The sequence below is a fragment of the Patulibacter americanus DSM 16676 genome, from assembly GCF_000420025.1.
GTDB lineage: Bacteria > Actinomycetota > Thermoleophilia > Solirubrobacterales > Solirubrobacteraceae > Patulibacter > Patulibacter americanus.
In genome coordinates this window covers 64,721-91,332 of the sequence record NZ_ATUD01000005.1, presented here as the reverse complement: position 1 = coordinate 91,332, position 26,612 = coordinate 64,721, and the positions used below count along the sequence as shown (strand labels likewise).

Genomic DNA, 26,612 nt, shown 5'->3' with positions numbered 1-26,612 from the left:
TTCGGACTACCCCGGCGGTAGCGGGAGGAAACCGGCCCGCGCAGGCCTGCGGCAGGGCCATTCGTCCCCCGCCGGGGGTCAGTCCTCAAGCGGACCCCGGGGGGCGCCGATCCACCCACCATGTCCACGGGGGGCGGAGCGCACGCCCACCACATACCGACCGCGATCGACCCGGCGGTCGCGTCCGTCTCCGTCGTCGTGGCGATCGTCACGGCGTTCCTCGCGTTCGAGCTCGCCGGCCGGACCCTGCGGTTCCCGGACGGCCCCCGGCGCGGGCTGCTGACGGTCGCCGGCGTCGCCATGGGCGGCGGCGCGTGGGCGATGCACTTCCTCGAGACCGTCGTCTCGCAGACCTCGAGCGGCTCCTCCTACCGGCTCGAGCTCGTCGTCCTGTCCGCCGTGCTCGCCTCGGCCGGCGCGGCGATCGCCCTTGCGCTGGTGACCCACCGGGTGGTGTCCGTCCGCCGGGTGCTGGCCTCCGGAGCGGTCCTCGCCGTCGCCCTTGCGGCGATGCACGACGTCGGCATGGCGGCCGTCCAGGGCGCCGGCCGCACCCACGTGCACCCCGTCGGGCTCGTCGCCTCCCTGGTGGTCGCGCTGCTCGGCGCGAGCACCGCGATGGCGGTCGTCTCGGCGATCGTCTCGCACCGCACGGGCTGGACGGGCAGGCGCCGCCTGATCGCGTCCGTGGTCCTCGGCGGCACCGTCGCCGCGATGCACTACGCCGGGCTCGCCGGCGCCTCCGTCGATCCTGAGCACGTGGCGACCGGTTCGGGCGTCGCGCTCAGCACCTCGGCCCTGGCGGCGCTGCTGACCCTCGGCATGTCGACGCTGCTGCTCATCGTCACCGTCGACAGCGGGCGGCAGAAGCGCCGCGCCGAGCTCGTCTCGGACCTGCGCGTGATCGCCCGCGTCTCCCGCGACATCGGGCGTCGCGGCGACGCCCGCACGACCGTCTGCCGGGCCACGCGCGAGCTCGTCGGGTGCGACTTCGCGATGGTGCTCGAACCCGACGGCGACGGCTCGCTCGTCGTCCGCGCCGCCTGGGGCGAGGACGCGCCCGTCCGCGTCAGCATCGCCGCCAGCGGCTCCGTCTGCGCCTCCGTCCTCGCGTCGGGCCAGCAGCGCTTCGTCGGCGACCTGCGCACCGCCGGCCGCGTCGACCAGGCGTCCGTCGAGAGCACTGGCGCCGTCTCCGCTCTCTTCGAGCCCGTCCTCCTCGACGAGCGCCCCATCGGCGTGCTCGTCGTCGCGTGGCGCAGCCGCATCGGGATGCCCGACGGGCGCGTGCGGTCCATCGCCACCCTCCTGGCCGCCGAGGCCGCCGTCGCCATCGAGCGCGCCGACCTCGTCGCCCGCCTGACGGAGCAGGCACTGATCGACGGCCTCACGGGCCTGCCCAACCGCCGCGCGCTCGACGAGTCCCTGGACGCCAGTGTCGCCCGGGCGGCCCGCACCGGCGCCCCGCTCAGCATCGCGATGGTCGACGTCGACCACTTCAAGGCCTACAACGACGCCCACGGCCACCCCGAGGGCGACCGGCTGCTCGCGGCCCTCTCCGCCACCTGGAAGGCCGAGCTGCGCGGCCACGACACCGTCGGTCGCTACGGCGGTGAGGAGTTCCTCCTCCTGCTCCCCGGCGTGGACACCGCGGTCGCGGCCGGCGTCGTCGACCGCCTGCGCACCGGCATCGGCCAGCCCGTCACCTGCTCGTTCGGCGTGGCCACCTGGGACGGTGGCGAGACGGCCAGCGCACTGGTGAGCCGCGCGGATCAGGCGCTCTACGCCGCGAAGCGGAGCGGGCGCAACCGGGTGGTGGTGGGGTAGTCGGTCGACGCCGGGGCCGGACCCTCCCCCGGCCGTGGTGCCGCCCGTGCTCCGCCGTCCGACCTCCACGCGGGGCGCACGGGGGCGGCATGCACCACGGGCTCCCGGGATCAGCGATCATCCAGGGTCATGCCGGCCGTTCGTCTCGTCTTCCTCGTCGCGCTCGTCGTCGGCCTGCTCGCCGCGATCGCCGCGTCGACGACCGCGCCGCGGGACGACGACCGGGCACTGACGGGAACGGACGCGCTGCCGGACTCCCGGTCGCTCACCGAGGGGCGGACGGTCGAGGCGAAGGTGCCGCGGAAGGGGCCGCTGACCGTGAACGTCGGCGACACGGTCAACCTCACGGTCACGCTGCCCGAGGCCGGCCGGGTCGTCATCGATCCGCTGGGCGTGCACGAGAACATCGGGCCGGACCTGCCGATGCCCGTCGTCTTCACCGCGACGACCGAGGGCACCTACGACCTGAAGGTGCAGGAGACCGGCAAGTCCGTCCTGCGCATCGTGGTGCGGCCGGCGCGTGAGCCCGGCGCCGGACAGGGCGGGGGCTCGCGCGAAGAGCGGCCCGAGGCCGTCCCCGAGGACGAGCCGCGGCCCGTCTGAGTCACCGGCCCCGGCCTACCGCCGGGGCAGGGCGCTCAGGCGTCGCCTGACGGGTTCTGCACCGTCTTGCGCGTGATCGGTCGCGGGATCGGGGTGTTCGGCGGCGGCGTGGCCTTCTTCGCCGTGGTCTTCTTCGCGGCGGTCTTGCGCGCCGGCTTCTTCGCGGCGGCCTTCTTCGGTGCGGCCTTCGTCCCGGTGGCCTTCGCGCCCGTGGCCTTCTTCGCCCCGCCGCGCTTGGCGAGCATGGCCTTCGCGCGCTCCTGCGCCTCGGCCATCTCCTCCGGCGTCTTCTCGCGCGGCGTCTCGGACGGCTTGAGCTGGGCGTCGTGCCCGGCGATCGTCGCCTTCGTGCCCTCGCACCAGGCGCACACGACCTCGTGCTGGACGCCGTCCGCGTTCGAGACGAGCTTGCCCGTGCTCCGGCAGACCCAGCACTCGCGGTGGGCGTCGTCGACGGGCGCGGGGGCCTCGTCGAGGCCCCGGGCCTGGGCCCCGCGCTTGCTGAACTGGCTCGACTCCATCGCGGCCGAGCATACGCACGCGTCGGACCCGGCTGCGCCGCGCCGCCCCGATACGCTCGCCCCATGGCCCCGCCCGACGGCCGGTTCGCGCCCAGTCCGACCGGGACGCTGCACCTCGGCAACCTCCGCACCGCGCTGATCGCGTGGCTGCGGGCCCGGAGCCGCGGGGGACGGTTCCTCCTGCGCGTGGAGGACCTCGACCGCGGCCGCAGCCGCCCGGAGCACGAGCGCTCGCAGCTCGCCGACCTGGCCGCGCTCGGGCTCGACTGGGACGGAGGTGTCGTCCGGCAGTCCGACCGCGGCGCCGCGTACGCGTGGGCGATCGAGCAGCTCGAGGCGCGCGGCCTCGTCTACCCCTGCTGGTGCACCCGCGCCGAGATCCGCGAGGCCGCGGGCGCCCCGCACGGCGACGCCCCTGAGGGCGCCTACCCCGGCACCTGCGCCCACCTGGACGAGGCGGCGCGACGCGCCCACGAGGAGCGCGGCCGGCCCGCTGCGCTGCGGGTCCGTGGCGGTGCGGAGCGGATCACCGTCGCGGACGCCGCGCTGGGCGAGATCACCGGCGTCGTCGACGACTTCGTCGTCCGCCGCGGCGACGGCACGCACGCCTACAACCTCGCCGTCGTGGTCGACGACGCCTGGCAGGGGATCGGCGAGGTCGTCCGCGGCGACGACCTGGCGTCGAGCGCCCCGCGCCAGGCGTGGCTCGCGCGGGCGCTGGGCGTCGCCCCGCCGGGGTACCTGCACGTGCCGCTCGTCCTCGGCCCGGACGGCCGCCGGCTGGCCAAGCGCGACGGTGCCGTCACGCTGGCGGACCGCCTCGCCCTGGGCGAGGACGCGGTCGGGGTGCGCTCCGCGCTGGCGGCCAGCATCGGGCTGTGCGCACCGGGCGAGCGCCCGACGCTCGCTGAGCTCGTCGTGCGGTTCGACGCCGCGCTGCTGCGCGACGCCCGGCCGCTGCGCTGGGACCCGGTGGCCGGTCCGATCGCCTGAAGTCCCTCGGCACCGCCGGCTGGCAGGACGCCCGCCGGCCGGGTTTGCCCGAGGCGAACGTGGGACACTCAGACCACGTGTTCACGCCGGTCAAGATCGTCCGCTTCTGGCTCCCCTTCCTGATCTTCGTGGTCGGGGCGGCGATGCTCCTCATCAGCCCCGACATCGTCGGCGTCGAGGGCTTCGCGCTCATGCTCGGCGGCGGCCTCGGCGTCGTGGTCTCCAACCGCATCCACCGGATGGGCCTGCAGGGCGAGAAGGACCGCGACGACGAGATGGACGCCCGGGCGTTCCTCGACAAGTACGGCGTGTGGCCCGACGAGGCGTCGGACGAGATCCTCGACCGCGCCGAGCGCGCGGGCGACATCGCGCCGCGCCCGGCGGGCCCGGCGGAGGACGTGCCGGCCGACCCCGCCCCCGGCGCGGGCACGACCGGCACCGGCGCGGGCACGACCGGCAGCGGCGACGCGCACGAGCGTCACCCGCACGCCGACGCGCGGCGCACCGGACGACGGTCCGGCTCGTCGCGGCCGCCCCGGCGCTGAGCGCCCGCGCGTCGCGGCGCGCCGTCCCCGCTCGCGGATAGGCTGCGGCCACCCGTGCCGAGCTCCACAGACACCGTCGTCCGCGAACTGGCCGAGGCCGCCCGCGAGCACGGACGCCTCGGCATCGACACCGAGTTCGTCGGCGAGGGGCGCTACCGCCCCCTCCTGTGTCTCGCGCAGGTCGCGGTCGACACGCCGTCCGGCGGCATCCGGATCGAGCTGCTCGACCCGATCGCGGACGAGTTCGACCCGACGCCGCTGGCCGAGGTGCTGGCCGATCCGAAGATCGAGATCGTCCTCCACGCCGCGCGTCAGGACGTCGCGCTGCTCAAGCGCACGTGGAACACCGAGGTGCGCGGGGTCTTCGACACGCAGCTCGCCGCCGGCTTCGCGGGGCTGCGCTCCCAGATGGGCTACGACGCCCTGCTGCGCGAGGTCCTGAAGGTCAAGCTCGAGAAGTCCGCCAGCTTCACGCGCTGGGAGCAGCGGCCGCTCAGCGAGGAGCAGAAGCGCTACGCCGCCGAGGACGTCCAGCACCTGCTGCAGCTGTCCGTCGCGATCCAGAACCGGCTCGTCGACCTGGGCCGCCTGGACTGGGCGCTCGAGGAGTGCCGGTACCTCGAGGAGGTCACCGACAGCCGCGAGCCGGATCTGCTCTTCCCCCGCCTGCCCCGCATCGACGGGCTCGACCCCGCCCAGCGCGCGGTCGCCCTCCGGCTCGTGGAGTGGCGGGAGAAGGAGGCGGAGGACGCCAACCGTCCCCCGTCGACCGTGCTGCAGGACCAGACGCTCGTCGAGCTCGCCAAGCGCCGCCCCCGGGACCGCGAGCGGCTCCAGCAGATCCGCGGCGTGAACGAGGCGACGCTGCACCGCCGCGGCGACCGCCTGCTGCGCGCGATCGCCGAGGGCCGCGACCGCGAGCCGATCCCGGTCGAGCGCGACCGCCCCGCCCGCCAGGAGCCCGTCGACCCCGAGCTCGTCGCCCTGACGGAGACCCTGGTGCGCACCCGCGCCAACCAGGAGGAGCTGGCCTACGAGCTGCTCGCGAACCGCTCGGACCTGCAGCGGATCATCGCCGCGTGGCGCGACGGCGCCGAGCTGCCCGACGTCCGCACGCTGAACGGCTGGCGCGGCGACGTGGTGGGCAAGGACATCTTCGCGCTCCTCGACGGCGACCTGCGGCTCCGGGTCGGCCCGGACCGCAAGGTCGTCGCGGAGCGCTAGGCGGCCGGCCGCGTGGGCCGGCCGCGCGCGGGCTCAGACCACGTCGCGCAGCTCGACGGCGCCGTCGTCGCGCGTCCACCACCGCAGGCGCAGGTCGCCGGAGGCCCCGGGCACGGCGCAGGACCAGCAGGGGGCGCCGTCCTCCTCGCGGAACTCCTGGTCGCCGTGCTCGTCGACCCACGCGCGCACGTCGAGGTCGTCGGCCTCGCCCTGCTTGCCGGACGCGATGCGCGCGGCCGTCGTCGCGAGCGTCGCCGGCGAGACGCGGTGGCGCTGGGCGTCCACCGAGGCCAGGTAGCCCTCGCCCAGGGCCAGCGCACCGAGCGGCCGCTCGCGGCGCCCCGTGTCGTGGTCGCGGGCCAGCCACGCGGCCATGATCTCGAGGTGGTGGGCCCGCGTGCGGTCGCGGTGGACGGCCACCGGGATCGCCAGGTCGGCGACCTGGTCCGGCCGCGCGGCGCGCGGCGCGGTGTCGAACCGCGGCTCGTGGTCCTCGGGCTCGGCCGGGCGAGCGGCCGCGCGGGCTCCCGGGGTCATCGCGTCGAGGCGGGCCTCGGCCAGCTTCTGCCGCAGCCCTCGGATCTCGTCGCGGGCCTGGTCGAGCGCCCCGAGCAGCAGCTGCTGGTCGCGGTTCGGGGTCACGGGCGGGGTGGCGAGCGGCTCGGGCTCCGCGCGGGGCCGGCGCTCCCGGTCCTCCGTCGCGCCGCCGGGCAGCGCGACGAGCTTCCCCCCGTGCTTCGGGGCGCGCGCGGGCGGCCCCTCGGCGAAGCGCTCCGCCAGCGCCTCGATCGCCCGCGGGCCGTAGCGCCCCATGCGGTCGAGCACGAGCGGGTGGTCGCGCGGGTCGGCGTCGGCGTCGACGCCGGGCCACCAGATGCGCGCGGCGCCGCCGAACACGCCGAGCTGCGGCGGCAGCAGCTGGGACAGGTAGCGGGTGGCCGGGCCGGTGCGCACCGCGCGGATCAGCGCGTCGCGCCCGACGGCCTTGCGGACGGCGTGGTGGTCGAAGGCGGGCCGGTCCTCCCCCGCGCGCGTCGACAGGCAGACGATCGGCTCGGTGCGGTCCGGGTCGAGGACCTCGCCGGCGAGGGCCTCGCCCTGGTCCTCCGTGGCCGCCACGGGGATGCCGAGATCCACCGGCGTCGGACGCCTGGTGGCCGCGCGGCGCGGGCGCCGGGTGTCGTCCCTCGAGGGGACGGAGCCGCGGCTCGAGGCATTGATCGGGTCGTGACGCATGGGACCTCCGGAGGGACCGAACGACCTACGCGCTGCGGGAACGCAGACGCTGAACACGAGCCTAGACGGTCCGGCGGTCGCGTCGCGCAGGAGCGGCGTTCGCGGCCTGGCGCGGCCCCCGCCGTACCCGGCCACCACGACGAACGCCCCGGGCGGTGCCCGGAGCGTTCGTCCTCCCGGCGCCCTCGCGGCGCCGGCCCCGCGGCACGCCCCCGAGGGGGCACGCCGCTAGAGGACCTTCGAGAGGAACGCCTTCGTGCGCTCGTGCTGCGGGGCGTCGAGCACCTCGCTCGGCGGCCCGGCCTCGACCACGACCCCGTCGTCCATGAAGACGACGCGGTCGGCGACCTCGCGGGCGAACCCGATCTCGTGCGTCACGACGACCATCGTCATGCCGGCCTTCGCCAGGTCGCGCATGACGTCGAGCACGTCGCCGACGAGCTCGGGGTCCAGCGCGGACGTCGGCTCGTCGAACAGCATGAGCTTCGGGTCCATCGCCAGCGCGCGGGCGATCGCCACGCGCTGCTGCTGCCCGCCGGAGAGCTGGGTGGGGTACGCATCGCAGCGGTCCCCCAGCCCGACCCGCTCGAGCAGCTCGCGGCCCCGCGCCTCGGCGTCCTTGCGCTTGGTGCCCCTCACGAGCACCGGCGCCTCGGTGATGTTCTGCAGCGCCGTCTTGTGCGGGAAGAGGTTGAAGCGCTGGAAGACCATCCCGATCTCCGCACGCTTGCGCACGACCTCCTTCTCCGGCAGCTCGTGCAGCTTCCCGCCGTGCTCGCGGTAACCCACGAGCTCGCCCTCGACGGTCAGCCGACCGCCGTTGACCACCTCGAGGTGGTTGATGCAGCGCAGGAACGTCGACTTGCCCGAGCCGGAGGGCCCCAGCAGGACGACGACCTCGCCGCGCCCCACCTCGAGGGTGATGCCCTTCAGGACCTCGACCGCACCGAAGCGCTTGCGCACCCCGTCGGCCGAGACCATCGGGACGCCGTCCGCCGCGGCCGGGTCGTTCCTCGTGTCCGTCGCCGTGCTCATGCGGAGCCCCCTCCGGCGTTGCGCTCCGCCACCGGGATCGGCGGTTTCACGTGCTTGATCGACAGCATCGCCTTCAGCCGCCCGATCGGCGTGGGCGGCAGCTCACGGCTGTGCCCGCGGCCGAACCGGCGCTCGAGGTAGTACTGCACCACGTAGAGGATGGACGTGATCGCCAGGTACCAGATGACCGTCACGAGCAGCAACGGGATCTGGCGGTAGTTCACCGCGTAGATGAGCTGCGACGCGTAGAGCAGCTCGGAGACCGCGATGACGGAGACGAGGGAGGTCGTCTTGAGCATCGCGATCGTCTCGTTGCCCGTCGGCGGCACGATGACGCGCATCGCCTGCGGCAGGACGATCCGGCGCAGCGTCTGGAGCTTCGTCATGCCCAGCGCCTCGGCGGCCTCGCTCTGGCCCTCGTCGACCGACAGGACGCCGGCACGGACGATCTCGGCCATGTACGCCGCCTCGTTCAGCGCGAGCGCCAGGCTCGCGGCCACGAGCGGGGTGATGAGGTCGTTCGCGTCGCCGCTGATCAGGTCGGGCCCGCCGAACGGCACGCCGAACGAGATCTCGGGGTAGATCGACGCGATGAAGTTCCAGAAGAGGATCTGGACGAGGATCGGCGTCCCGCGCAGGAGCCAGATGTAGAACCAGCTGATGCCCCGGAGCAGCGGGTTGTCCGAGAGCCGCATGACGGCCAGGACGATCCCGAGCACGACGCCGACGATCATCGCGATGACGGTCAGCTCGATCGTGAGGATCAGGCCGTCGATGATGCGGTCGTCGAAGAGGAAGTCGCCGACGACGTTCCAGCGGAGGCGGTCGTTCGTGGCGAGCGACCAGACCGTGTTCGCGGCGAGGACCACCAGGATGGCCGCGGCCACCCACCGCCCCGGCCTGCGGACCGGGACGGCTTTGATGTCGGAGGACCCGTGGGAGGGCGCGGTCGCGCCGTCCCCGGATCCCTGGGTTCCGGTCACGCGGGGTCGCTCAGCTCTCGGCGCCGTTGATCTCCGGCTCCGTGATGGCGCCGGACTCGACACCCCACTTGCCGAGGATCTTGGTGTACTCGCCGTTCTCGATGAGCTTCTTCAGCGCGGCCTGGATGGCCGGCGCCAGCTCGGACCCCTTCGGCAGCGCGATGCCGTAGGGGGCGGTGCCGTACGGCTCGCCGCTCAGCTTGAACTGGCCCTCGGTCTGCTTGACCTGGTAGGCGGCGATCGGCGAGTCGGCCATGCCGACGTCGGCGCGGCCGGAGATCAGCGCCTGGTTCGCGCCGTTCTGGTCCGGATAGACCTGCACGTCGAGCTTGCCCGAGCCGCACTCCTTGGCCTGGGCCTGGGCCTCGTCCTGCTGCGTCGTGCCCTTCTGCACGGCGACCTTGTGGCCGCAGAGCTCGGTCAGCTTCGTGACGTTCGGGCCGCCCTCCGCCTTGACGAAGAACGACGTGCCGGCGCGGAAGTACGTGACGAAGTCGAACTCCTGCTCCCGCTCCTTCGTGTCCGTGAAGGACGAGATGCCGAGGTCGTACTTGTTCGAGGCGAGGCCCGGGAGGATCGCGTCGAAGCCGGCCTTCTCGAACTCGACCTTCAGGCCCATGACGTCGGCGATCGCCTTGCCGAGGTCGGGGTCCATGCCGATGATGGTCTTGCCGTCCTCGTCCAGGAACTCGTTCGGCGCGTACGTCGGGTCGGAGCCGACCTTCAGCGTGCCCTTGGACTTGATCTCCGCGGGGACCTGGTCAGCGATGGCCTGGTCGACCGTGGCGGCGGCGGTCGTCTCGCCCGACCCGCCCGCAGCCGTGCTCTTCGTGTCGCTGTCGTCGCTGCCGCAGCCCGTGACGGCCAAGGCCAGCACGGCGGTGGAGGCGAGGGCCCCAAGTGTCGGTGTACGCACCGGTTCTCCTGTTATCGGGACGAGTCGTGAGGGTTGCCGTCGGGCACGATGCCCGGCGACCTGACCCGTCGATCCGGGGCATCGTACGTGACGGAGGTCCACGACAGGATCTCCTTCGCGGCGGAGGTTGCGACGGCCGTCTGCTCCGGGTGGAGCACGGGCGTCCCCCCGGCTCCTGCCCGCCGCCGGCCGGCGGCCGGCGGCGCCCGTCCGCGCGAGTCCGCGTGACCCGGCTCGGTCCGGACGCCTGCCGTGCCGCCCGTCCCGTCCGCCGCCTCAGCCGGCCGCGGGCGCCGTGCGGCGGGCGACCTCGGCCCGCACCGCCGGGGCGACCTCGGTGCCGAACAGCTCGATCGCCCCGAGCACCTGCGCGTGCGGCATGCCGCCGAGCGAGAACTGGCCGATGTAGCGGTCGTTGCCGAACAGCTCGTGGGCGTGGAGGATCTTCGCCGTCAGCTCCTCCGGCGAGCCGACGCCCAGGGCGTTCAGGCCCGAGCGCTGCGCGTCGAACGCCTCGCGGGTCATGGGCGGCCAGCCCCGCTCGCGGCCGATGCGGTTCATCATCGGCGCGTAGGCGGGCCAGAGCTCGTCGGCGGCCCCCTTCGACGTCGGCGCGATCCACGTGTGGGTGTTGATCCCGACGCGCCCGACCGAGCGGTCGTGTCCCGCGTGCTCGAGGGCCTGGTGGTACAGGTCGATGAGCGGCACGTAGCGCTCGAAGCCGCCCGAGAGGATCGCGATCGTGAGCGGCAGGCCGAGCAGGCCGGCGCGGGCGACGGACTGCGGCGTGCCGCCGACGGCGACCCACACGGGCAGCGGGTCCTGGACCGGCCGCGGGTAGACGCCGGCGTTCTCGAGCGGCGCGCGGTGCCGGCCGGACCACGTGACGTGCTCGGACTCCCGCAGCTGCAGCAGCAGGCCGAGCTTCTCCTCGTAGAGGTCGTCGTAGTCCTTCAGGTCCTGCCCGAAGAGCGGGAACGACTCCGTGAAGCTGCCGCGGCCGGCCATGATCTCGGCGCGGCCGTGCGAGAGCAGGTCGAGCGTCGAGAACTGCTGGAAGACGCGGACCGGATCGTCCGAGGAGAGGACGGTGACCGCGCTGGTCAGGCGGATGCGCTCCGTGCGGGCGGCGATCGCGGCCAGCGCGACGGCCGGCGCGGACGCGGCGTAGTCCGGGCGGTGGTGCTCGCCGAGCCCGAAGACGTCGAGGCCCACCTGCTCCGCGAGCTCCGCCTCCTCCAGGAGGTCGGAGAGGCGCTGCTCCGGCGTGATCAGCCGGCCGGTCGAGGGGTCCTTGCCGACGTCGGCGAAGGTGGCGATTCCGAGTTCCATCGTGGGCGGAGCGTAGCGCACGCCCACCAACAACTGGACCCCGGTCCGCTTATCGCGCCGGCGGGGCCGGGCGACGATGCGGGACCGGGGTCCGGACCGAACGAGGGTCGTCGACCGACCCGCGCGCCACGAGGGCGGGCGGGCCGGCGGGCGATCAGGCGGCCGTGGTGCGGAAGCGGGCGACGAGCCCGTCGAGCACCTGCGCCGTCGTGGCCAGCTCGTGCGCCGAGGCGCTGATCTGCTGGGCCGAGGCCGAGGTCTCCTCCGTGGAGGCCGAGACCTGCTCGGCGGTGGCGGACGACGTCTCCGCGACGGACGCCACGTGCGACATGTCGCTGGCGACGCGCTCCGAGCTGGCGACGACCTCCTGGCCGGCGGCCGCGACGGCCGCGATGCGCGTGCTCATGTCGTCGACCGCGGCGCCGATGGCCTCGAAGGCCGTGCGGGCCTCGGCGACCGTGACGGTGCCGTCCTGCGTGCGACGGACGCCGTCCTCGACGACCGAGATCGTCCGGGTCATCTCCGTCTGGATCTCGTCGACGAGGCCGGAGATCGTGGTGGCGGCCTCCTGGGACTCCTCGGCCAGCTTGCGGACCTGTTCGGCGACGACCGCGAAGCCGCGCCCCTGCTCGCCGGCGCGGGCGGCCTCGATCGCCGCGTTCAGCGCCAGGAGGTTCGTCTGCCCGGCGATGCCCGTGATGGTGTCGACGAAGTCGCCGATGCGCTGCGAGCGCTCGGACAGGCCGGAGATGGCCGTGGCCGTCTCCTGGGAGTTGCTCTGCACGGAGCGCATGGCGGCGTCGGCGGAGGCGACGGCCTCGAGGCCGCGCTCGGCGGTCTGACGCGCGCCCTCGGCGACCCCGGCGGCCTCCTCGGCGGAGCGACCCTGCGTGCCGAGGGCCTCGACGGTCTCCTCCATGGCGCCCCGGACGGACTCGACCTGCTGGACCTGCGACTCGGCGCCCGTGGCGACGTCCGCGATGGCCGAGGCGATCTCGGCGACGGCGCGCGAGGTCTCCTCGGACGTGGAGGTCAGCTGCTGCGAGGCGGTGTTGACCGTGCCGGCGGAGATCGAGAGGTCACCCACGAGGTCGGAGAGCTGGCCGCGCATCTCGTTGTAGGAGTGGATCGTGCCGTGCGCCTTGTCGAGCATGTCGTTGAAGGTCTCCGACAGCTGGCCCAGCTCGTCCTTGGACTCGACCTCGATCTTCGTGGTCGCGACCGTCGCCTCCTTCGTGAGGTCGCCGCCGGCGATCGCGGCCATGCCGTCGTTCAGGAGGCGCAGGCAGTGGTCGTTCAGCGAGCGCAGGCGCTGGACCATCCCGGCCACCGGCTTCGTGATGCTGCGGATGGTGAGCACGGCCAGGCCGATCGCGACGATGGCGGCGATGACGGCGACGATGAGCATCGTGCGGACGGCCGACGAGGCGGAGCCGGCAGCGTTGTCGACGTTGCGCTCCGCGGTGGCGCTGACCAGGCCGGTGACCTTCGTCACGGCCTCGTTGATCGCGGCACCGGACGGGGAGATCGTCTCCGTGTAGATGTCGCGCGAGCCGGAGCGGTCCTCGACGCCGGCGGCCGTCTCCCGCGTGGAGCGCGTGATGGCCTCGTTGCGGGCGCGGTCGAAGTCGGGCTCGAGGGCCAGCAGGTCGGCGAGCGGCTTGGCGGCGTCCGTGCCGGCGAGCTCGCGCTTGAGCGTGGCGCTCGAGGCGTTGCGCAGGCCGACCACGGTCTCGATGACCTCGGCCGTCTCGGCCTCGGCCTTCGCGTCCCCGTCCTGCACGTAGAGGTGGTCGGCGACGAGGCGGATGACGGCCTGCGTGGCGGCGTTGTAGTTCACCGCGGCCTGGAGCGCCGGAAGGTTGTGCTCCCCGATGTCCTCGGTGTCGCCCTTGACGGTGTTGAGGCTCGTGATGCCGATGGCGGCGACGGCCGCGATGGCGACGATGAGCGCGCCGAAGGCAAGCGCCAACCGTTGCGCGACGCGCAGGTTCTTGAAGAAGGACAGCATGTGGATGCCTCCGGTGGTGGATCGTTCGGTCCGCCGGGTGGGGACGTCCCCGCGTGTCCTCGCTATCGGCCGATCGGCCGATGCCTGTTGGCGCGTGGACACTCGTCCGAGAGGTGTACAGCCGTAGCACCGGGGTCCGTGGCCCCGCGTACGGGGGCTCCGTTGTGCCGTGCCGTCAGCCGCCGGCGCGCACGGCGTCGTCCATGACGCGCCGCGGTGCGGGACGGCCCGTCCACCGCTCGAGGCTGCGCGCGCCCTGGGCGACGAGGATCGCGAGCCCGTCGACGGTGCGGGCACCGGCCGTCTCGGCGGCGTGCAGCAGCGGCGTGCCGCCGCAGCGGTAGACGAGGTCGACCACCGTGCCGTACGCGGCGAGGTCCGGGGCGTCCAGCGGCAGCGCGTCGAAGGTCGCGGCGGGGTCCGCGTCGTGCAGGCCGAGCGCCGTGCAGTTCACGAGCACGTCCGCCCCGGCGGCGCCCGTGGTGGCGTCGACCCCGAGGTCGGCGGCGAGCTCGTCGGCCCGGGCGGCGGTGCGATTCCACACCGCCACGCGGGCGCAGCCGGCCTCGCGCAGCGCCCACACGCACGCGCGGGCGCTGCCGCCGGCGCCCAGGACGAGCGCCGTCCGGCCCCGCAGCGGCGCGTCGATCGCGTCGAGCAGCCCCGGGGCGTCCGTGTTGTCGGCCTCGAGCGTGCCGTCGGGGAGCAGCGTGAGCGTGTTGGCCGCCCCGATCGCGGCCGCGGCCGGGGTGGCGACGTGCGCCGCGGCGAGCGCGGCGTGCTTGTGCGGGATCGTGACGTTGGCCCCGGCGAAGCCCGCGCCCGGCAGCGCGCCGAGCGCCTCGGGCAGGCGCTCTGGCGGCACGGGCAGCGCGCCGTAGGTCCAGCCCGTCAGGCCGAGCTCGCGCAGCGCGGCCCCGTGCATCGCCGGGGAGCGGCTGTGGCGGACGGGCCAGCCGAACACCCCGAGCCGCCAGCGGCGGCCCGGGTCCTGCGCCGCGGCCGACGGCCCGGACGGCACGCCGCCCTGCGCGGACGGCGCGCCGTCCGGCGGCGTCCCCGCCCGCGGATGGGCGGGCGGGGTCACTTGCAGCCGGGGGCGTCCGGGTCCGACGGGTCGCCCTTCGCGCGCCGCTGGGCGGCGACGTAGGCGGCGACGTCCTGGTCGAACTTGGCCGAGGTGCTGGCGAAGCTGTGGCGCCCGCCACCACACGGCCGGACGACGTACCAGCGGTACGAGACCTTCGCCGGGTCGGCGGCCGCCTTGATCGCGGCGAGGCCGGGCGAGCCGATCGGCGTGGGCGGCAGGCCGACCTTGCGCCGGGTGTCGTACGGCGTGTCGCGGTCGATCTCGCTCTGCGTGAGCGGCCGCGACCAGTTGCGCACCGCGTAGCGCGTGGTCGCGTCGATGCCCAGGGCCGTGCCGTCCTTCAGGCGGTTCCAGATGACGGCGGCGACGAGCTTGCGCTCGGACGGGACGCGCACCTCGCGCTCGATCATCGAGGCGATGATCAGCACGTCGTAGCGGCTGAGCTTGGCGCGCTTGGCCCGGTCGAAGTCGACCTGGCGGATGTTCTCCGCGAAGGCGTCGACCTGCTTGGCGACGAGTGCCTTGGCCGTCGCGCCGCCCTTCGGCAGCTCGTACGTGGCGGGGAACAGGAAGCCCTCGAGCCCGCTGCGCGAGCGCGGCTGGCCGTAGTCCTGCGGGTCGAAGCCCGGGCTCTTGGCGCTCGCGCTGAGGTAGCTCCCCTTCAGGCCGGCCTTCTTGACGACCGGCGACGCCTCGCGGCGGGACAGACCCTCGGGCAGGCCCACGGAGACGACCGACGGCGGCAGCGGGTCCTGCTGGAGCGCCGTCAGGGCGGCGCCGTAGGACATGTCCTTCTTGAGCTTGAGCGTGCCGGCCTTGAGGTTGGCGCCGGCCCCGGAGATCCGGGCCCGGATCGTGAACGCCACCGGGTTGGCGATGACGCCCTTCTCCTGCAGCAGCGTCCCGATGTCGCCGACGGAGGAGCCCTCGGGGATCTTGACCTGCACCGTACCGTCGCCCCCGCCCTTGCCGGGCTGGAAGAGCAGGTAGGCGCCGACGAGCGCGAGCACGATCGGCACGAGCACGAGCACCGCCGCGATGCGGGAGACGCCGCGGCGGGCCGGCGCGGTGCGCGCCTGCACCGTGGCGGGCGTGACCCCGGCGCGCGGCACGGGACCCGCGGGCTTGAGCGGCACGAGCGGCGGCGGGGCGCTGCCGCCGCCCAGCGCGGCGTGCTCCCCGGTGTGCTCATCGGCGAAGCCCCCGGTGCGGTCGGCGGTGTGGTCGCCGGTCTCGTCGGGGAACCACTCGTCGACCGTGCGCTCAGGCGGGCCGCCCCCGCCGCGTGGCGGGACGGGCTCGGACGCGGCCGGCGGCGGGGTCTCCCGCGGCGACGGGCGACCGGCCCGCGGTGCCGGCTCGGGCGCCGTCGGCTGCGGCGGGCTCGGAGACGGTTCGGGACGCGACGGCGCCGCCGGCGGCTCGGGGCGCGACGCATCGACCGGCGGCTCGGGGCTCGGCGGTGCGACCGGTGGTGCGACACGCGGCGGGGCTGCCGGCGGTGCCGCGGGTCCCGGAGGCATGTCCTGCGCCGCCGTCGCCCACCACGGCTGGGTGGCGTCGGGCGTGGCCGGCGCGGGCGCCACCGGCTCGGGACGGGGAGCGCTCGGGCGGGCGGGCTCCGCGGGCCCGGGACGGGAAGCACTCGGGCTCGCGGGCTCGGCGGGCTCGGCGGGCTCGGCGGGCTCGGCGGGCGCCGCAGCGGACCGGAAGGCCGCGGGGGGCCGCTCGGGCCGCGGGACCGGCGCGTTCGGCGCCGCGCCGGGCGCGGGCGCTTCCGGGGCCGGGGCCTGTGGGGCCGGGGCGTGCGGCGCCGAAGTGGCGTCCGGCGTCGCCGGGGCGTCCGGCGCCGCCGGGGCGTCGTCGCCGACGGGTCCACCGGGGAGTCCGAAGGACCCTTCGAGCGCGGCGTGGTCGCCGGTCAGGCCCGCCGTCGGATCCAGGTCGTCGAGCGTGCGCGGGATCGGCCGACCCTCGCGCCGAGCCCGGCGCTGCTCGCGCTCCAGGCGCGCGCGCTGGCGATCGTCCTCCGAGCGCGAGCCGCTGTCGCGGCGCCCCCGGGGGCTCACCGCGCCTCTTCGTCCGTCGAGGGCATCGGACCCAACGCTAGTCGAGCCGCCCGACGCGTGCGCGACGCCGACCCGCGCGGGGCTTCCGCCGCGGCGGCCAGGGGCCGGCGCGGCTCGGCCGCCGGCGCGCGCGCTCGCCACCGTTGCGGCGACGACGAGGGCCCGGCGGGACCGCACCGTCGGCTCAGGGGGCGTGGCCGACGGCCACGTCGAGCGCCGCCTCGACGTGGAGCGCGGTCGTCGGGAACACGGGCACCGGCGAGTCCTCGGCCGTCACCAGGAGCTCGATCTCGGTGCACCCGAGGACGATGCCCTCCGCGCCCTGCTCGACCAGCCGCTCCATGATCTCCCGGAACCGCCGGCGCGAGCCGTCGTCGAGGACGCCCTGCGCCAGCTCGTCGTAGATCACGGCGTGGACCGTGGCGCGGTCGGCCTCGTCCGGCACGAGCGTCCGCAACCCGTGCTGGGCGAGGCGGTCCCGGTAGAACGGTCGCTCCATGGTGAACGCCGTTCCGAGCAGGCCGACGGTCGTCAGGCCCGCGGCGGTGACGGCCTCGGCCGCGACGTCGGCGATGTGGACGAAGGGCACCGAGATGGCCTCCTCGATCCGGTCCGCGACGACGTGCATGGTGTTCGTGCACAGGACGATGACGCCCGCGCCGGCGGCTTCCAGAGCCGCGGCGCGCGCGGCCAGCAGCTCGCCCGCCGCGTCCCAGTCACCCGCCGCCTGGAGCGCCTCGATCTCGGCGAAGTCCAGCGAGTCGAGCAGGATCGGGGCGGAGTGGAACCCGCCCCGCCGTTCCCGAACCGACTCGTTCGCCGTGCGGTACCAGGCGAGCGAGGATGCCCAGGTCATCCCGCCGAGCACGCCGATCGTCTTCATCGGCCGGACTCTAGTCCCGCCCCGCGGGGCCGCTACGGGCGGTCGAGCCGGAGCCACTCCTCGAGCAGCACCGCGGCGGCGCGGGAGTCCTCGTCGGCCTCGCCGCCCGCGGCCTGGGCCATCCGGGTCGTGAAGCGCTCGTCGTAGAGCTCGACGGGGATCTCCGGGCCGACCGCCTCCTGCAGGGTCGCCGCGAACGCGCGCGCCTCGCGGGTCTGGTCCGTGTCGTGTCCCTGCAGGCCGACCGGCAGCCCGACGACGATCCGCTCCACCTCGCGCTCGACGATCAGCCGGTGCAGCTCGCGCCGGCCCTTGCGGGCGCCGACGCGCAGGATCGCCGGGAGCGGCGTGGCGATCGTCCCCGACGGGTCGCTGAGCGCCACGCCGGTGCGGGCGGACCCGTGGTCCAGGGCCAGCACCCGCAAGGCGCTCAGCTCCCGAGCGCCGCGGCGATCGCGTCGTGGGCGACGCGCAGCGCCTCGTCGGTCTTCGACGGGTCCTTGCCGCCGGCCTGGGCCATCGTCGGCTTGCCGCCGCCGCCCCCGCCGACCACGCCGGCCGCGGCCTTGACGATGTCGCCCGCCTTCACGCCGCGCTCGACGATCTCCGGGCCGACGGCCACGACGATCGCGACCTTGTCGTCGCCCGGGGCGGCCAGGACGACGACGCCGGGGCCGCCGAGCTTGCCCTTGACCCGGTCGGCGACGGCCGGCAGGTCCTTGGACGAGACGCCCTCGACGCGCGCCACGACGACGGGGACGTCGGCGATCGTGACGGCCTCGGCGGCCAGCGCGCCCTCGTCGACGACGGGGAGCGCGGTGGCGCCGCCCTTGGCCTGCTCGCGGAGCTTCGCGATCCGCTCGACGACCTGGGCCGCCGGGACCTTCGCGGCGACGGCGATCTCGTCGAGCAGCCCGTCGCGCTCGCGCAGCAGGTCGATCGCGACGGGGCCGGTGATGGCCTCGATGCGCCGCACGTTGGCCGAGCTCGAGCCCTCACCGGTGATCTTGAAGACGCCGATCTCGGCCGTCGACCGCACGTGCGTGCCGCCGCAGAGCTCGCGGGAGAAGGAGCCGTCGCCGATCTCGACCATCCGCACCACGTCGCCGTACTTCTCGCCGAAGAGCGCCATCGCGCCGAGCGCCTTGGCCTCGTCGATCGGCATCGTCAGGGCGCGCACGCGCTGGTTGAGCAGGATCTGCTCGTTCACGCGGTCCTCGACCCAGCGCAGGTCCTCCGGGTCGAGCTTGCTCGGGTGGCTGAAGTCGAAGCGCAGCTTGTCCGGGCGGACGGACGAGCCGGCCTGGTGGACGTGGTCGCCGAGGCGCTCACGGAGCGCGGCGTGCAGCAGATGCGTCGCGGTGTGGTTGCACTCCGTGGCGTGGCGGGCGCGCCGGTCGACGCGGGCGACGACGCGCTGGCCGTGCTCGAACGCGACGTCCTGGCTCATGCGGCCGTCGCCGACGCCCGCGGACGGCTCCACGACGATCGCCTGGTCGTCGCCGGCGCGCACGACCCCCGCGACGGTCGCGGCCTCGCTGCCGTCCTCGAGCACGATCGTGCCCGAGTCCGAGACCTGGCCGCCGCCCTCGGCGTAGAAGGGCGACTCGGCGAGCTTGAGGTACGTCTTGCCGTCGCGTTCCAGGATGCCGGAGACCGTCGTGTGCTCCTCGAGGTGGGCGTAGCCCGTGAACTCCGTCGGCTGGTCCGCCACGAGCTGGGCGATGGAGCCGGCGGCCGCGCCACCGTGGTCGCCGCGGCGCGAGCCGGCCTTCGAGCGCTCGCGCTGCTCCGTCATCAGGCGGTCGAACTCGTCCTGGCCCGTCCACTCCACGCCGCGCTCCGCGGCGATCTCCGTCGTCAGCTCGACCGGGAACCCGAACGTGTCGTGCAGGCGGAACGCGTCCTCGCCGGAGACGGTGCCCTGCTGCAGCAGCGTGTCGAGCAGCTGCGTGCCGGCCGCGAGCGTGCGGCCGAAGCCCTGCTCCTCGGACGTCACCCAGGTGCGGATCTCCTCGCGGCGCTGACGGATCTCGGGGTAGGCCTCCCCCATCGTGTCGACCACGACGTCGAGGAAGCGCCCGAGGAACTCGCCCTCGATCCCGATCCGGCGGCCCTGGACGACGGCGCGGCGCATGATGCGGCGCAGCACGTAGCCGCGCTCCTCGTTCGACGGCACGACGCCGTCCGAGATCAGGAACGTCATCCCGCGGGTGTGGTCGGCGAGGATGCGCATCGCGCGGTCCGCGGCCTCGTCGCCCGACTCGTAGGTCTTGCCCGAGAGCTCCTCGGCCAACGCGATCAGTGGCGCGAACTGGTCCGTCTCGAAGATCGTCTCCTTGCCCTGCAGGAGCATCGCCATCCGGTTCAGGCCCATGCCGGTGTCGATGGAGTTGGCGGGCAGCGGGACGAGCGTCGAGGTGCCGTCCTCGTGCGTCGTCTGGTCGTACTGCATGAGCACGAGGTTCCAGAACTCCATGAAGCGGTCGGACTCGTCCTCGCCCGGCTTCGTGGCGGGGCCGTAGTCCGGTCCGCGGTCGAGGTAGAGCTCGGTGCACGGGCCGCAGGGGCCGTTCGGACCGGCCTGCCAGAAGTTGTCCTCGCGGCCGAGCTCGACGATGCGCTCGCGCGGCACGCCGACCTCGAGCCAGAAGTCGATGGACTCCTGGTCGACGCCCAGGCCGAGCTGCTCGTCGCCGCCGAAGACCGTGACGAAGACCTTCTCCGGGTCGAACCCGAAGCCCTCCGTCGTGAGCTTCCACGCGTAGGCGATCGCCTCGCGCTTGAAGTAGTCGCCGATGGAGAAGTTGCCGAGCATCTCGAAGAACGTCAGGTGGCGCGCGGTCACGCCGACGTTGTCGATGTCGGGGGTGCGGAAGCACTTCTGGCAGCTGGTGAGCCGCTTGCTCGGCGGCGTGTCGGCGCCGAGGAAGTACGGCTTGAGCGGGTGCATGCCCGCCGTCGTGAGCATCACGGACGGGTCGTGCTGCGCGGGCACGAGGGAGGCGGACGCCAGCCGGCGGCTGCCCTGCTCCTCGAAGAACCGCAGGAAGGTCTCGCGGATCTCGTCGCTCGTGACGGGACGGGTGGTGCTCACGGTGTCGATTGTCCCGAAAACGCGGACGGGTGACGCGCGACCCGGCCGTTCCGGCCTGAGAGGTCCGTGAGAACTCCTGGGCGGGGGCGCCTCGCGAGGCTAGCGTCGAACCCATGCTCACCCGCCGCACCGCCGTCCCGGCCCGCCCCGCCCTCACGCGCCTGCGGATCGCCGCGGCGACCGTCGCGACGGCCGGCGTGCTCGTCGTCGCTCTCGGGCCGGACACCACAGTTCCGGCCGCATCGGCGGCCTCGACCGTCTGCCAGAACGCCGACCCCGCGCAGGGCCGCTTCTCCACGCCCGTGCGGGCCCGCGGGCGCCTGCTCGGCCGCGTGTGGGTCCACGCGGACCGGGGCGGCGGCTCCTGCACCGTGCTGCGCGCCGTCGCGTACCGGGGGACGCCGCACTACATGTCGCTCCAGGTCTGCGAGTCCGTCACGGGCCCGTCCAAGGACCGGCTCCGGGGCGTCGGGTGCAGCGGGGTCGACGCCGGGAAGTACTCCCGCTACGCCGGACCCATCGTGCACCACAGGCGGTACTGCCAGGCGATCCGGGTGATGATCGACGTCCCGGGCGGTCGCCGCCTGACGGACCAGTGGGTCTTCGGCCCCTGCGACTGAGCCCCTCCGGCACGGGACGACAGACCGTCGGACCGCGGCCTGCGGCCGGGGCGTCTCTTCGTCCCCTCTTCGGCCGTTCACAGGAAGCTCCCAGCTTGTCTCCCTACCCTGGGCCCATGGCCCAGGTCCTCGTCGTCGACGACGAACCCGCACTCGTCACCGCGCTCGAGCGTGCGCTCCGGCTGGACGGGCACGACGTCGCCGTCGCCACGGACGGGCAGCGGGCGCTCGACCGGCTCGCGGGCACCACGCCCGACCTCGTCGTCCTCGACGTGATGATGCCGCGGGTGGACGGCCTCGAGGTCTGCCGCCGGCTGCGGGCCGCGGGCGATCGCGTGCCGGTCCTCATGCTCACCGCCCGCGACGGGATCGACGACCGCGTCGACGGCCTCGACGCCGGGGCGGACGACTACCTCTCCAAGCCGTTCGCCCTGCGCGAGCTGCGCGCCCGCGTCCGCGCGCTGCTGCGCCGCGCCGAGGCGCCGGGCGAGGACGACGAGGGCCAGGACGTCGTGACCTTCGCCGACCTGCGCCTGGACCCGGCCACGCGCGAGGTGCACCGCGGCGACCGGCTCATCGAGCTGACCCGCACGGAGTTCTCGCTGCTGGAGCTGTTCCTCCGCCACCCGCGGGTCGTCCTGAGCCGCTCCCAGCTCTTCGAGCACGTGTGGGGCTACGACCTCGGGGCCACGTCGAACGCCCTGGGGGTCTACATCGGGTACCTGCGCCGCAAGACGGAGGAGGGCGGCGAGCCGCGCCTGCTGCACACGGTGCGCGGCGTCGGCTACGCGCTGCGGGAGCCGTAGGTGCCGCTGCGGCGTCGGTTGGCGCTGACCGTGGCGCTCGTGGCGCTCGCGGTCGTCGTGGCCTCCGGCACCGCCGCGTGGCTCACGACCCGCTCGGTGCTGCGGGGCAACGTCGACGACGCGCTGCGCGCCCAGGCGCGGGCGGCCGCCTCCGGCCCCGGGGCGCGGATCGGCCGGCGCGTCCAGGGCTTCTTCCCCGCCCCGGGCGACACCGGCGGATCGGTGCGCCTGCGCGTGCCGACCCCGCGGGAGGGCGGGCCCGCCGAGTACGCCCAGGTCCTCACCGCGGACGGCACGGCGGCGCTGCGCGGCGACGTCGCCCTCCCGGTCTCCGCCACGGACCGGGCCGCCTCGGCCGCCGGCCTGACCGTCGGCCCGCGCGACGTCGAGGTCGACGGGGCGCACCTGCGGATGATCACCGTCCCCGTCCCGACGGTCGCCCGTGTCCGCTACGCCCGGGCGGGACTCGACATCGCGGCGATCCAGTTCGCGCGGCCCATGGCCGGCGTCGACCGCGCGCTGCGGACCCTGTGGATCGTGCTGCTGCTCGTCGGCCTCGTCGTCGTGGCGACGGCCGCGCTGCTCGGGCGCGCCGCGGCGCGGCGGGTGCTGCGCCCCGTCACCGACCTTGCCGAGGCCGCGGCGCACGTCGAGGCCACCGCCGACCTCGACCGCCGCCTGGCCGTCGGCTCGCCGGACGAGGTCGGCGAGCTGACCCGCCGTTTCAACGGCATGCTCTCGCGGCTGCAGCGGTCGCGCGCGGAGCTCGACCGCTCGATGGAGGAGCAGCGCAACCTCGTCGCGGACGCCTCGCACGAGCTGCGGACCCCGGTGACGAGCCTGCGCACCAACGCCGAGGTGCTGCTCGAGGACGACGACCACCTCCCGCCCGACGAGCGTCGCCGGATCCTCGGCGACGTGCGGGACCAGGCCGAGGACCTGGGGTTGCTCGTGACCGACCTCATCGAGCTCGCCCGCGGCGACGTGCCGGACCGCGGGGCCGACGAGCCCGTCGCGCTCGACGCCCTCGTGGCCGAGTGCGTGGGCCGCGCGCGCCGCGACCACCGCGGGGTCCGCTTCACGGAGGAGCTCGGCCACGTCGTCGTCGCTGGCCGGCCCGACCGCCTGGCGCGGGCGGTGCAGAACCTCGTCAACAACGCCGCGCTGCACGGGGCGGGCGGGGACGGGACCGTCGAGGTCCGCGTGGCCGCGGTGACCGGGCCCGGAGTGGCCCGTGGGGCCGAGGCTGAGCAGGACGCGGACGACGGACGGCACGACGACGGCACGCTCTGGTCCGCCGGCGCTCGTGCCCCGGTCGACCCGCCCCCGACCGAGGCCGTCGTCACCGTGGTCGACCACGGACCCGGGGTGCCCGAGGCCGACCGCGCGCGCATCTTCGACCGGTTCCGTCGCGGCGACACCGCCCGCGGACGGCACGGCAGCGGCCTCGGGCTGGCGATCGTGCGTCAGGTCGCGACCGTCCACGGCGGCACCGTGATGGTGCAGGCGACCCCGGGCGGCGGCGCGACGTTCGTCCTGCGGCTGCCGCTGGCGGACGCGTAGCGGGCCGGCCCGTCACCGCGGCGCCTTGGGCGGCTCGGCCCCGTCGCCCTGGTGCCGTCGGGCGGCCCGGCCCCGGTCGCCGTGTCGCCCGCGCGCGGCCCGGCGGTCCCGTCCACGGTTCCCACCTCGTTCACAGGATCGGCACCGCCCGCGCGTAGCGTCCCGGCGCGCCGCACCCGAACGGGCGCGGCACCATCGGACCAAGGACCCGCATGACCGTCGCCCGCGCCGGAGCCCACCCCACATCCGGACGGCGATCAGCCCGCCGTGCCGTGCTCGCCACCGCCGCGGTCGTGGCCGCCGTCGCCGGTCCGGCGGCCGGGGTCGCCGCGGCCGCGCCGCTCGACGGCGTCGACCTCTCGACGTACCAGCGGGTCGGCCGTTACGACCTCCCGACCCCCGCGACCACGACGGCGCCCGCGGGCAGCGAGCTGGTCAGCGAGGCGTCCGGAGTCACCTACGACGCGGCCACGGACTCGCTCTTCGTCGTGGGCGACGAGGGCACGTCGGTCGTGCGCGTCAGCCGGACCGGGAAGCATCTGGACTCGATGACCCTCGCCCCGGGGGCGTTCGAGGACACGGAGGGCATCGCCGCCATCGGCGACGGCCGGCTCGTGATCACCGAGGAGCGCACCCGCACCGTCAGCCGGTTCACCTACGTCGCCGGCGGCACGCTCCGCCGGACGGACGCCGAGACGGTGGTCCTCGCGACGACCACGACGAACGTCGGCATCGAGGGCATCACGAACGACCCGGTCACCGGCGGCTTCGTGGCGGTCAAGGAGAAGGACCCGCGCGGCATCTTCGCGACCACCGTGGACTTCGTCGCCGGCACGGCGTCCAACGGCTCCGCCACCACGCAGAACCCGGCCGACCTGTTCGACCCCGCGAAGGTCGGCACGTCCGACCTGTCCGACGTCTACGCGCTGGCCAACGTCGCCTCGCTCACGGGCGCCGACCGCGACCACCTGCTCGTGATCTCGCAGGAGACCGGACGCGTCGTCGAGGTCGACCGCGCCGGGACGATCGACAGCACGCTCACCATCGTCGGCGACCCCGCCAACCCGCTCTCCGTCCCCGACCAGACGCACGAGGGTGTCGCGATGGCCGACGACGGCACGCTGTTCGTCGTCAACGAGGGCGGCGGAGGCGACGGCCTGCCCCAGCTCTGGGTCTACGCGCCGTCCTCCGCGCCGAACGCGGCGCCGACCGCGGTGACGCTCTCCAACCCCAGGACGTCGCTCCCGGAGAACACCAGCGTCGCGAGCCGGCTGCGGGTCGCGGACGTCGTCGTGGCCGACGACGGTCTGGGCTCGAACGGCCTGACGGTCACCGGCCCCGACGCGGCGGCCTTCGAGGTCGACAGCACGGGCCTCTACCTCAAGGCCGGCACGCGGCTGGACCACGAGACGAAGGCCTCGTGCACCGTGAGCGTCGCTGTGGACGATCCGGGTGTCGGTGCCACGCCCGACGCCACCAGCGCGCCCTACACCCTCCTCGTCACCGACGTTCCGGACGAGACCGTGGCGACGCCGCCGGTGACGATCTCGGAAGCCGCGTCGTGGGGCAACGACAACGCGACCTACAAGGCCGACTGGTTCGAGATCACGAACACCGGCACCGCCCCCGTCGACCTGGCGGGCTGGAGGGTCGACGATGACTCGAACACGATCGACAAGGCCCTCCCCCTACAGGGCGTCGGCTCGCTCGCCCCGGGCGAGTCCGCGGTCTTCGTCGAGGGCACCGACGCCACGGTCACCGCGTTCAAGAGCGCCTGGTTCGGCGGCCGTCCGCCGGCGGGCCTGCGCGTCGGCACCTACAGCGGCAGCGGGATCGGCTTCGGCGCCAAGGGCGACCAGATCAACCTCTTCGACGCCACCGGCGCGAAGGTCACGGGCGTGGCCCTGGCGGCGGCCACCCCGGGGATCACCTTCGACAACGGCGCCGGCCTCGGCGACGCGGCCACGCCCCCGCCGACGGTCAGCACGCTGAGCGCGGCGGGCCGCGACGGGGCGTTCGTCGCGAGCGGCGAGACGGGCTCCCCCGGCGTCGCGCCCGTGCGCCCGGCCATCACGGAGATCGCCCCCTGGGGCAACGACAACAGCACCTACAAGGCGGACTGGTTCGAGCTGACGAACCGCGGCCGGCTCCCGCTCGACCTTGACGGCTGGAAGGTCGACGACGACTCGAACGCCGCCGGCAAGGCCGTCGCGCTCACCGGCGTCGACACCCTCGGGCCGGGCGAGTCCGCGGTCTTCGTCGAGGGCGACGACACCACAGTCACCGCGTTCTCGGCCGCGTGGTTCGGGGCCGACCGCCCGGCCGGCGTCCGCATCGGCAGCTACACCGGCAGCGGCATCGGCCTCAGCGCCAAGGGCGACCAGGTCAACCTCTTCGACGCCACCGGGGCCGAGGTCACGGGTGTCACGTTCGGCGCCGCGAGGGCGGGCACGACGTTCGACAACGCCGCGGGCTTCGGCGACACGGCACCCACCCCGCCGACCGTCTCCGCACTGAGCATCCGCGGCCGGAACGGCGCGTACACGTCGGACGGCGAGACCGGTTCCCCCGCCACCGTCGTCCCCGACACCACGGGCCCGACCGTCACCTTCCGTGGCAACAGGGGCGTCTACGGCTTCGACGAGCGGATCGAGATCACGTGCTCGGCCGTCGACGAGGCCCGGGGCTCCGGCGTCGCGTCGACGACCTGCGAGACCGCTACGGGTCCGGCCGGCGCCCTGGGCGCGGGCCACCACGAGCTGACGGCCACGGCCACGGACCACGCCGGCAACGTCACCACCACCACGGTCGACTTCGTGGTGCTCCCGCCCCTGGTCGGCCTCCCCGGGCCCGCGGAGGCGCCCTCGCCCCTGACGCCTCCGGGGCCGCCCGCCCCGCCGGCCGCGCCGGCGCCGCCGAAGGCCCCAAAGGCGACGCTCAAGCTAGCGCGCTCCGTCACCGTCGCCGCGCTGCGCAAGGGCGTCGTCGCCCGCTTCGCCGGCCTCCGCTCCCGGGCCCCGATCACCGTCGTCGTCCGCCGTGGGGGCACGACGCTCAAGACGATCCGCGCGACGGCTGGCCGGAACGGCACCCGCCGACTCACGGTGCGCCTGAGCCGGACGCAGCTCGCGAAGCTCCGCGGCCGGACGCTGACGCTGAAGACGACCACGGTGGGCGTCGACGGCCGCAGGAAGACCCTGACCTCGCGGCTCCGCGTGCGCTGAGGGCGGCCTCGCGGGCATCCCGCGATCGTCGGAC

At 74.8% G+C, this 26,612-nt stretch carries 21 protein-coding genes; 9 read left to right on the top strand and 12 right to left on the bottom strand.

From position 1 onward, the window contains the following. Positions 1 to 120: 120 nt before the first annotated feature. Positions 121 to 1,827, top strand: coding sequence for a sensor domain-containing diguanylate cyclase (locus tag F593_RS28140; RefSeq protein ID WP_022928641.1), 1,707 nt, complete (start codon positions 121 to 123; stop codon positions 1,825 to 1,827). A gap of 129 nt (positions 1,828 to 1,956) precedes the next feature. Beyond that, a complete protein-coding gene (locus tag F593_RS0110140) occupies positions 1,957 to 2,430 on the top strand; it encodes a hypothetical protein (RefSeq protein WP_022928640.1) in 474 nt (157 codons plus the stop codon). Positions 2,431 to 2,465: 35 nt separating this feature from the next. On the opposite strand, the gene F593_RS28135 is transcribed toward F593_RS0110140, so the two are convergent. Beyond that, the gene (locus tag F593_RS28135) at positions 2,466 to 2,951 is read right to left on the bottom strand and encodes a hypothetical protein (protein ID WP_028721587.1); all 486 of its coding nucleotides are present in this window, start codon (positions 2,949 to 2,951) and stop codon (positions 2,466 to 2,468) included. Positions 2,952 to 3,014: 63 nt separating this feature from the next. Between F593_RS28135 and gluQRS the strand changes: the two genes are divergently transcribed. The 3 genes from gluQRS to F593_RS0110120 all read left to right on the top strand — a co-directional run bounded on the left by gluQRS (position 3,015) and on the right by F593_RS0110120 (position 5,713). After that, on the top strand, positions 3,015 to 3,944 hold the full coding sequence (gene gluQRS / locus F593_RS0110130; protein ID WP_022928639.1) for a tRNA glutamyl-Q(34) synthetase GluQRS: 930 nt from the start codon (positions 3,015 to 3,017) through the stop codon (positions 3,942 to 3,944). A 77-nt stretch (positions 3,945 to 4,021) separates the two neighbouring features. Further along, positions 4,022 to 4,489 carry a hypothetical protein gene (locus F593_RS30820; protein ID WP_022928638.1) on the top strand — a complete coding sequence of 156 codons (468 nt, stop codon included), beginning with the start codon at positions 4,022 to 4,024 and terminating at the stop codon, positions 4,487 to 4,489. Between the two features lie 54 nt (positions 4,490 to 4,543). Next, positions 4,544 to 5,713 carry a ribonuclease D gene (locus tag F593_RS0110120; protein WP_022928637.1) on the top strand — a complete coding sequence of 390 codons (1,170 nt, stop codon included), beginning with the start codon at positions 4,544 to 4,546 and terminating at the stop codon, positions 5,711 to 5,713. Between the two features lie 33 nt (positions 5,714 to 5,746). On the opposite strand, the gene F593_RS0110115 is transcribed toward F593_RS0110120, so the two are convergent. The 11 genes from F593_RS0110115 to alaS all read right to left on the bottom strand — a co-directional run bounded on the left by F593_RS0110115 (position 5,747) and on the right by alaS (position 20,365). Beyond that, positions 5,747 to 6,850 carry a hypothetical protein gene (locus tag F593_RS0110115; RefSeq protein WP_022928636.1) on the bottom strand — a complete coding sequence of 368 codons (1,104 nt, stop codon included), beginning with the start codon at positions 6,848 to 6,850 and terminating at the stop codon, positions 5,747 to 5,749. A 327-nt stretch (positions 6,851 to 7,177) separates the two neighbouring features. Next, on the bottom strand, positions 7,178 to 7,930 hold the full coding sequence (locus F593_RS0110110; protein ID WP_028721586.1) for an amino acid ABC transporter ATP-binding protein: 753 nt from the start codon (positions 7,928 to 7,930) through the stop codon (positions 7,178 to 7,180). 50 nt (positions 7,931 to 7,980) lie between these two features. Next, positions 7,981 to 8,967 carry an amino acid ABC transporter permease gene (locus F593_RS24100; RefSeq protein WP_022928634.1) on the bottom strand — a complete coding sequence of 329 codons (987 nt, stop codon included), beginning with the start codon at positions 8,965 to 8,967 and terminating at the stop codon, positions 7,981 to 7,983. A gap of 10 nt (positions 8,968 to 8,977) precedes the next feature. Beyond that, the gene (locus tag F593_RS0110100; RefSeq protein WP_022928633.1) at positions 8,978 to 9,883 is read right to left on the bottom strand and encodes an ABC transporter substrate-binding protein; all 906 of its coding nucleotides are present in this window, start codon (positions 9,881 to 9,883) and stop codon (positions 8,978 to 8,980) included. A gap of 276 nt (positions 9,884 to 10,159) precedes the next feature. Continuing rightward, entirely contained in the window at positions 10,160 to 11,215 is a 1,056-nt protein-coding gene (locus F593_RS0110095) for an LLM class flavin-dependent oxidoreductase (protein WP_022928632.1), read from the bottom strand. Positions 11,216 to 11,369: 154 nt separating this feature from the next. After that, positions 11,370 to 13,226: a methyl-accepting chemotaxis protein gene (locus F593_RS28130; RefSeq protein ID WP_022928631.1), complete on the bottom strand. Its 1,857-nt coding sequence runs from the start codon at positions 13,224 to 13,226 to the stop codon at positions 11,370 to 11,372. A gap of 175 nt (positions 13,227 to 13,401) precedes the next feature. After that, the gene (locus tag F593_RS0110085) at positions 13,402 to 14,247 is read right to left on the bottom strand and encodes a shikimate dehydrogenase family protein (RefSeq protein WP_028721585.1); all 846 of its coding nucleotides are present in this window, start codon (positions 14,245 to 14,247) and stop codon (positions 13,402 to 13,404) included. Positions 14,248 to 14,309: 62 nt separating this feature from the next. After that, the gene (gene mltG, locus F593_RS30340) at positions 14,310 to 15,452 is read right to left on the bottom strand and encodes an endolytic transglycosylase MltG (RefSeq protein ID WP_169449182.1); all 1,143 of its coding nucleotides are present in this window, start codon (positions 15,450 to 15,452) and stop codon (positions 14,310 to 14,312) included. Between the two features lie 1,117 nt (positions 15,453 to 16,569). Then, a complete protein-coding gene (locus tag F593_RS0110075) occupies positions 16,570 to 17,268 on the bottom strand; it encodes an aspartate/glutamate racemase family protein (protein WP_022928628.1) in 699 nt (232 codons plus the stop codon). Between the two features lie 32 nt (positions 17,269 to 17,300). Continuing rightward, positions 17,301 to 17,687, bottom strand: a complete 387-nt coding sequence (gene ruvX, locus F593_RS0110070; RefSeq protein WP_022928627.1) for a Holliday junction resolvase RuvX — start codon at positions 17,685 to 17,687, stop codon at positions 17,301 to 17,303. An 11-nt stretch (positions 17,688 to 17,698) separates the two neighbouring features. After that, positions 17,699 to 20,365, bottom strand: a complete 2,667-nt coding sequence (gene alaS / locus F593_RS0110065) for an alanine--tRNA ligase (protein WP_022928626.1) — start codon at positions 20,363 to 20,365, stop codon at positions 17,699 to 17,701. Positions 20,366 to 20,478: 113 nt separating this feature from the next. Here alaS and F593_RS0110060 point away from each other — a divergent pair, with 113 nt between their 5' ends. From F593_RS0110060 to F593_RS24090, 4 genes are all read left to right on the top strand, one after another. Further along, on the top strand, positions 20,479 to 20,985 hold the full coding sequence (locus F593_RS0110060) for a hypothetical protein (protein ID WP_022928625.1): 507 nt from the start codon (positions 20,479 to 20,481) through the stop codon (positions 20,983 to 20,985). Positions 20,986 to 21,101: 116 nt separating this feature from the next. Next, entirely contained in the window at positions 21,102 to 21,791 is a 690-nt protein-coding gene (locus F593_RS0110055) for a response regulator transcription factor (protein WP_022928624.1), read from the top strand. Beyond that, entirely contained in the window at positions 21,792 to 23,354 is a 1,563-nt protein-coding gene (locus tag F593_RS0110050) for a sensor histidine kinase (RefSeq protein WP_022928623.1), read from the top strand. A 272-nt stretch (positions 23,355 to 23,626) separates the two neighbouring features. Beyond that, positions 23,627 to 26,578 carry an SdiA-regulated domain-containing protein gene (locus F593_RS24090; protein WP_022928622.1) on the top strand — a complete coding sequence of 984 codons (2,952 nt, stop codon included), beginning with the start codon at positions 23,627 to 23,629 and terminating at the stop codon, positions 26,576 to 26,578. Positions 26,579 to 26,612: the final 34 nt, after the last annotated feature.

Bases quoted from the DNA above. Each gene is read 5' to 3' on its own strand.
- F593_RS28140 (WP_022928641.1), top strand. From the start codon at position 121: ATGTCCACGGGGGGCGGAGCGCACGCCCACCACATACCGACCGCGATC.
- F593_RS0110140 (WP_022928640.1), top strand. From the start codon at position 1,957: ATGCCGGCCGTTCGTCTCGTCTTCCTCGTCGCGCTCGTCGTCGGCCTG.
- F593_RS28135 (WP_028721587.1), bottom strand. From the start codon at position 2,951: ATGGAGTCGAGCCAGTTCAGCAAGCGCGGGGCCCAGGCCCGGGGCCTC.
- gluQRS (WP_022928639.1), top strand. From the start codon at position 3,015: ATGGCCCCGCCCGACGGCCGGTTCGCGCCCAGTCCGACCGGGACGCTG.
- F593_RS0110110 (WP_028721586.1), bottom strand. From the start codon at position 7,930: ATGGTCTCGGCCGACGGGGTGCGCAAGCGCTTCGGTGCGGTCGAGGTC.
- F593_RS0110095 (WP_022928632.1), bottom strand. From the start codon at position 11,215: ATGGAACTCGGAATCGCCACCTTCGCCGACGTCGGCAAGGACCCCTCG.
- F593_RS28130 (WP_022928631.1), bottom strand. From the start codon at position 13,226: ATGCTGTCCTTCTTCAAGAACCTGCGCGTCGCGCAACGGTTGGCGCTT.
- F593_RS0110075 (WP_022928628.1), bottom strand. From the start codon at position 17,268: ATGAAGACGATCGGCGTGCTCGGCGGGATGACCTGGGCATCCTCGCTC.
- F593_RS0110060 (WP_022928625.1), top strand. From the start codon at position 20,479: ATGCTCACCCGCCGCACCGCCGTCCCGGCCCGCCCCGCCCTCACGCGC.
- F593_RS0110055 (WP_022928624.1), top strand. From the start codon at position 21,102: ATGGCCCAGGTCCTCGTCGTCGACGACGAACCCGCACTCGTCACCGCG.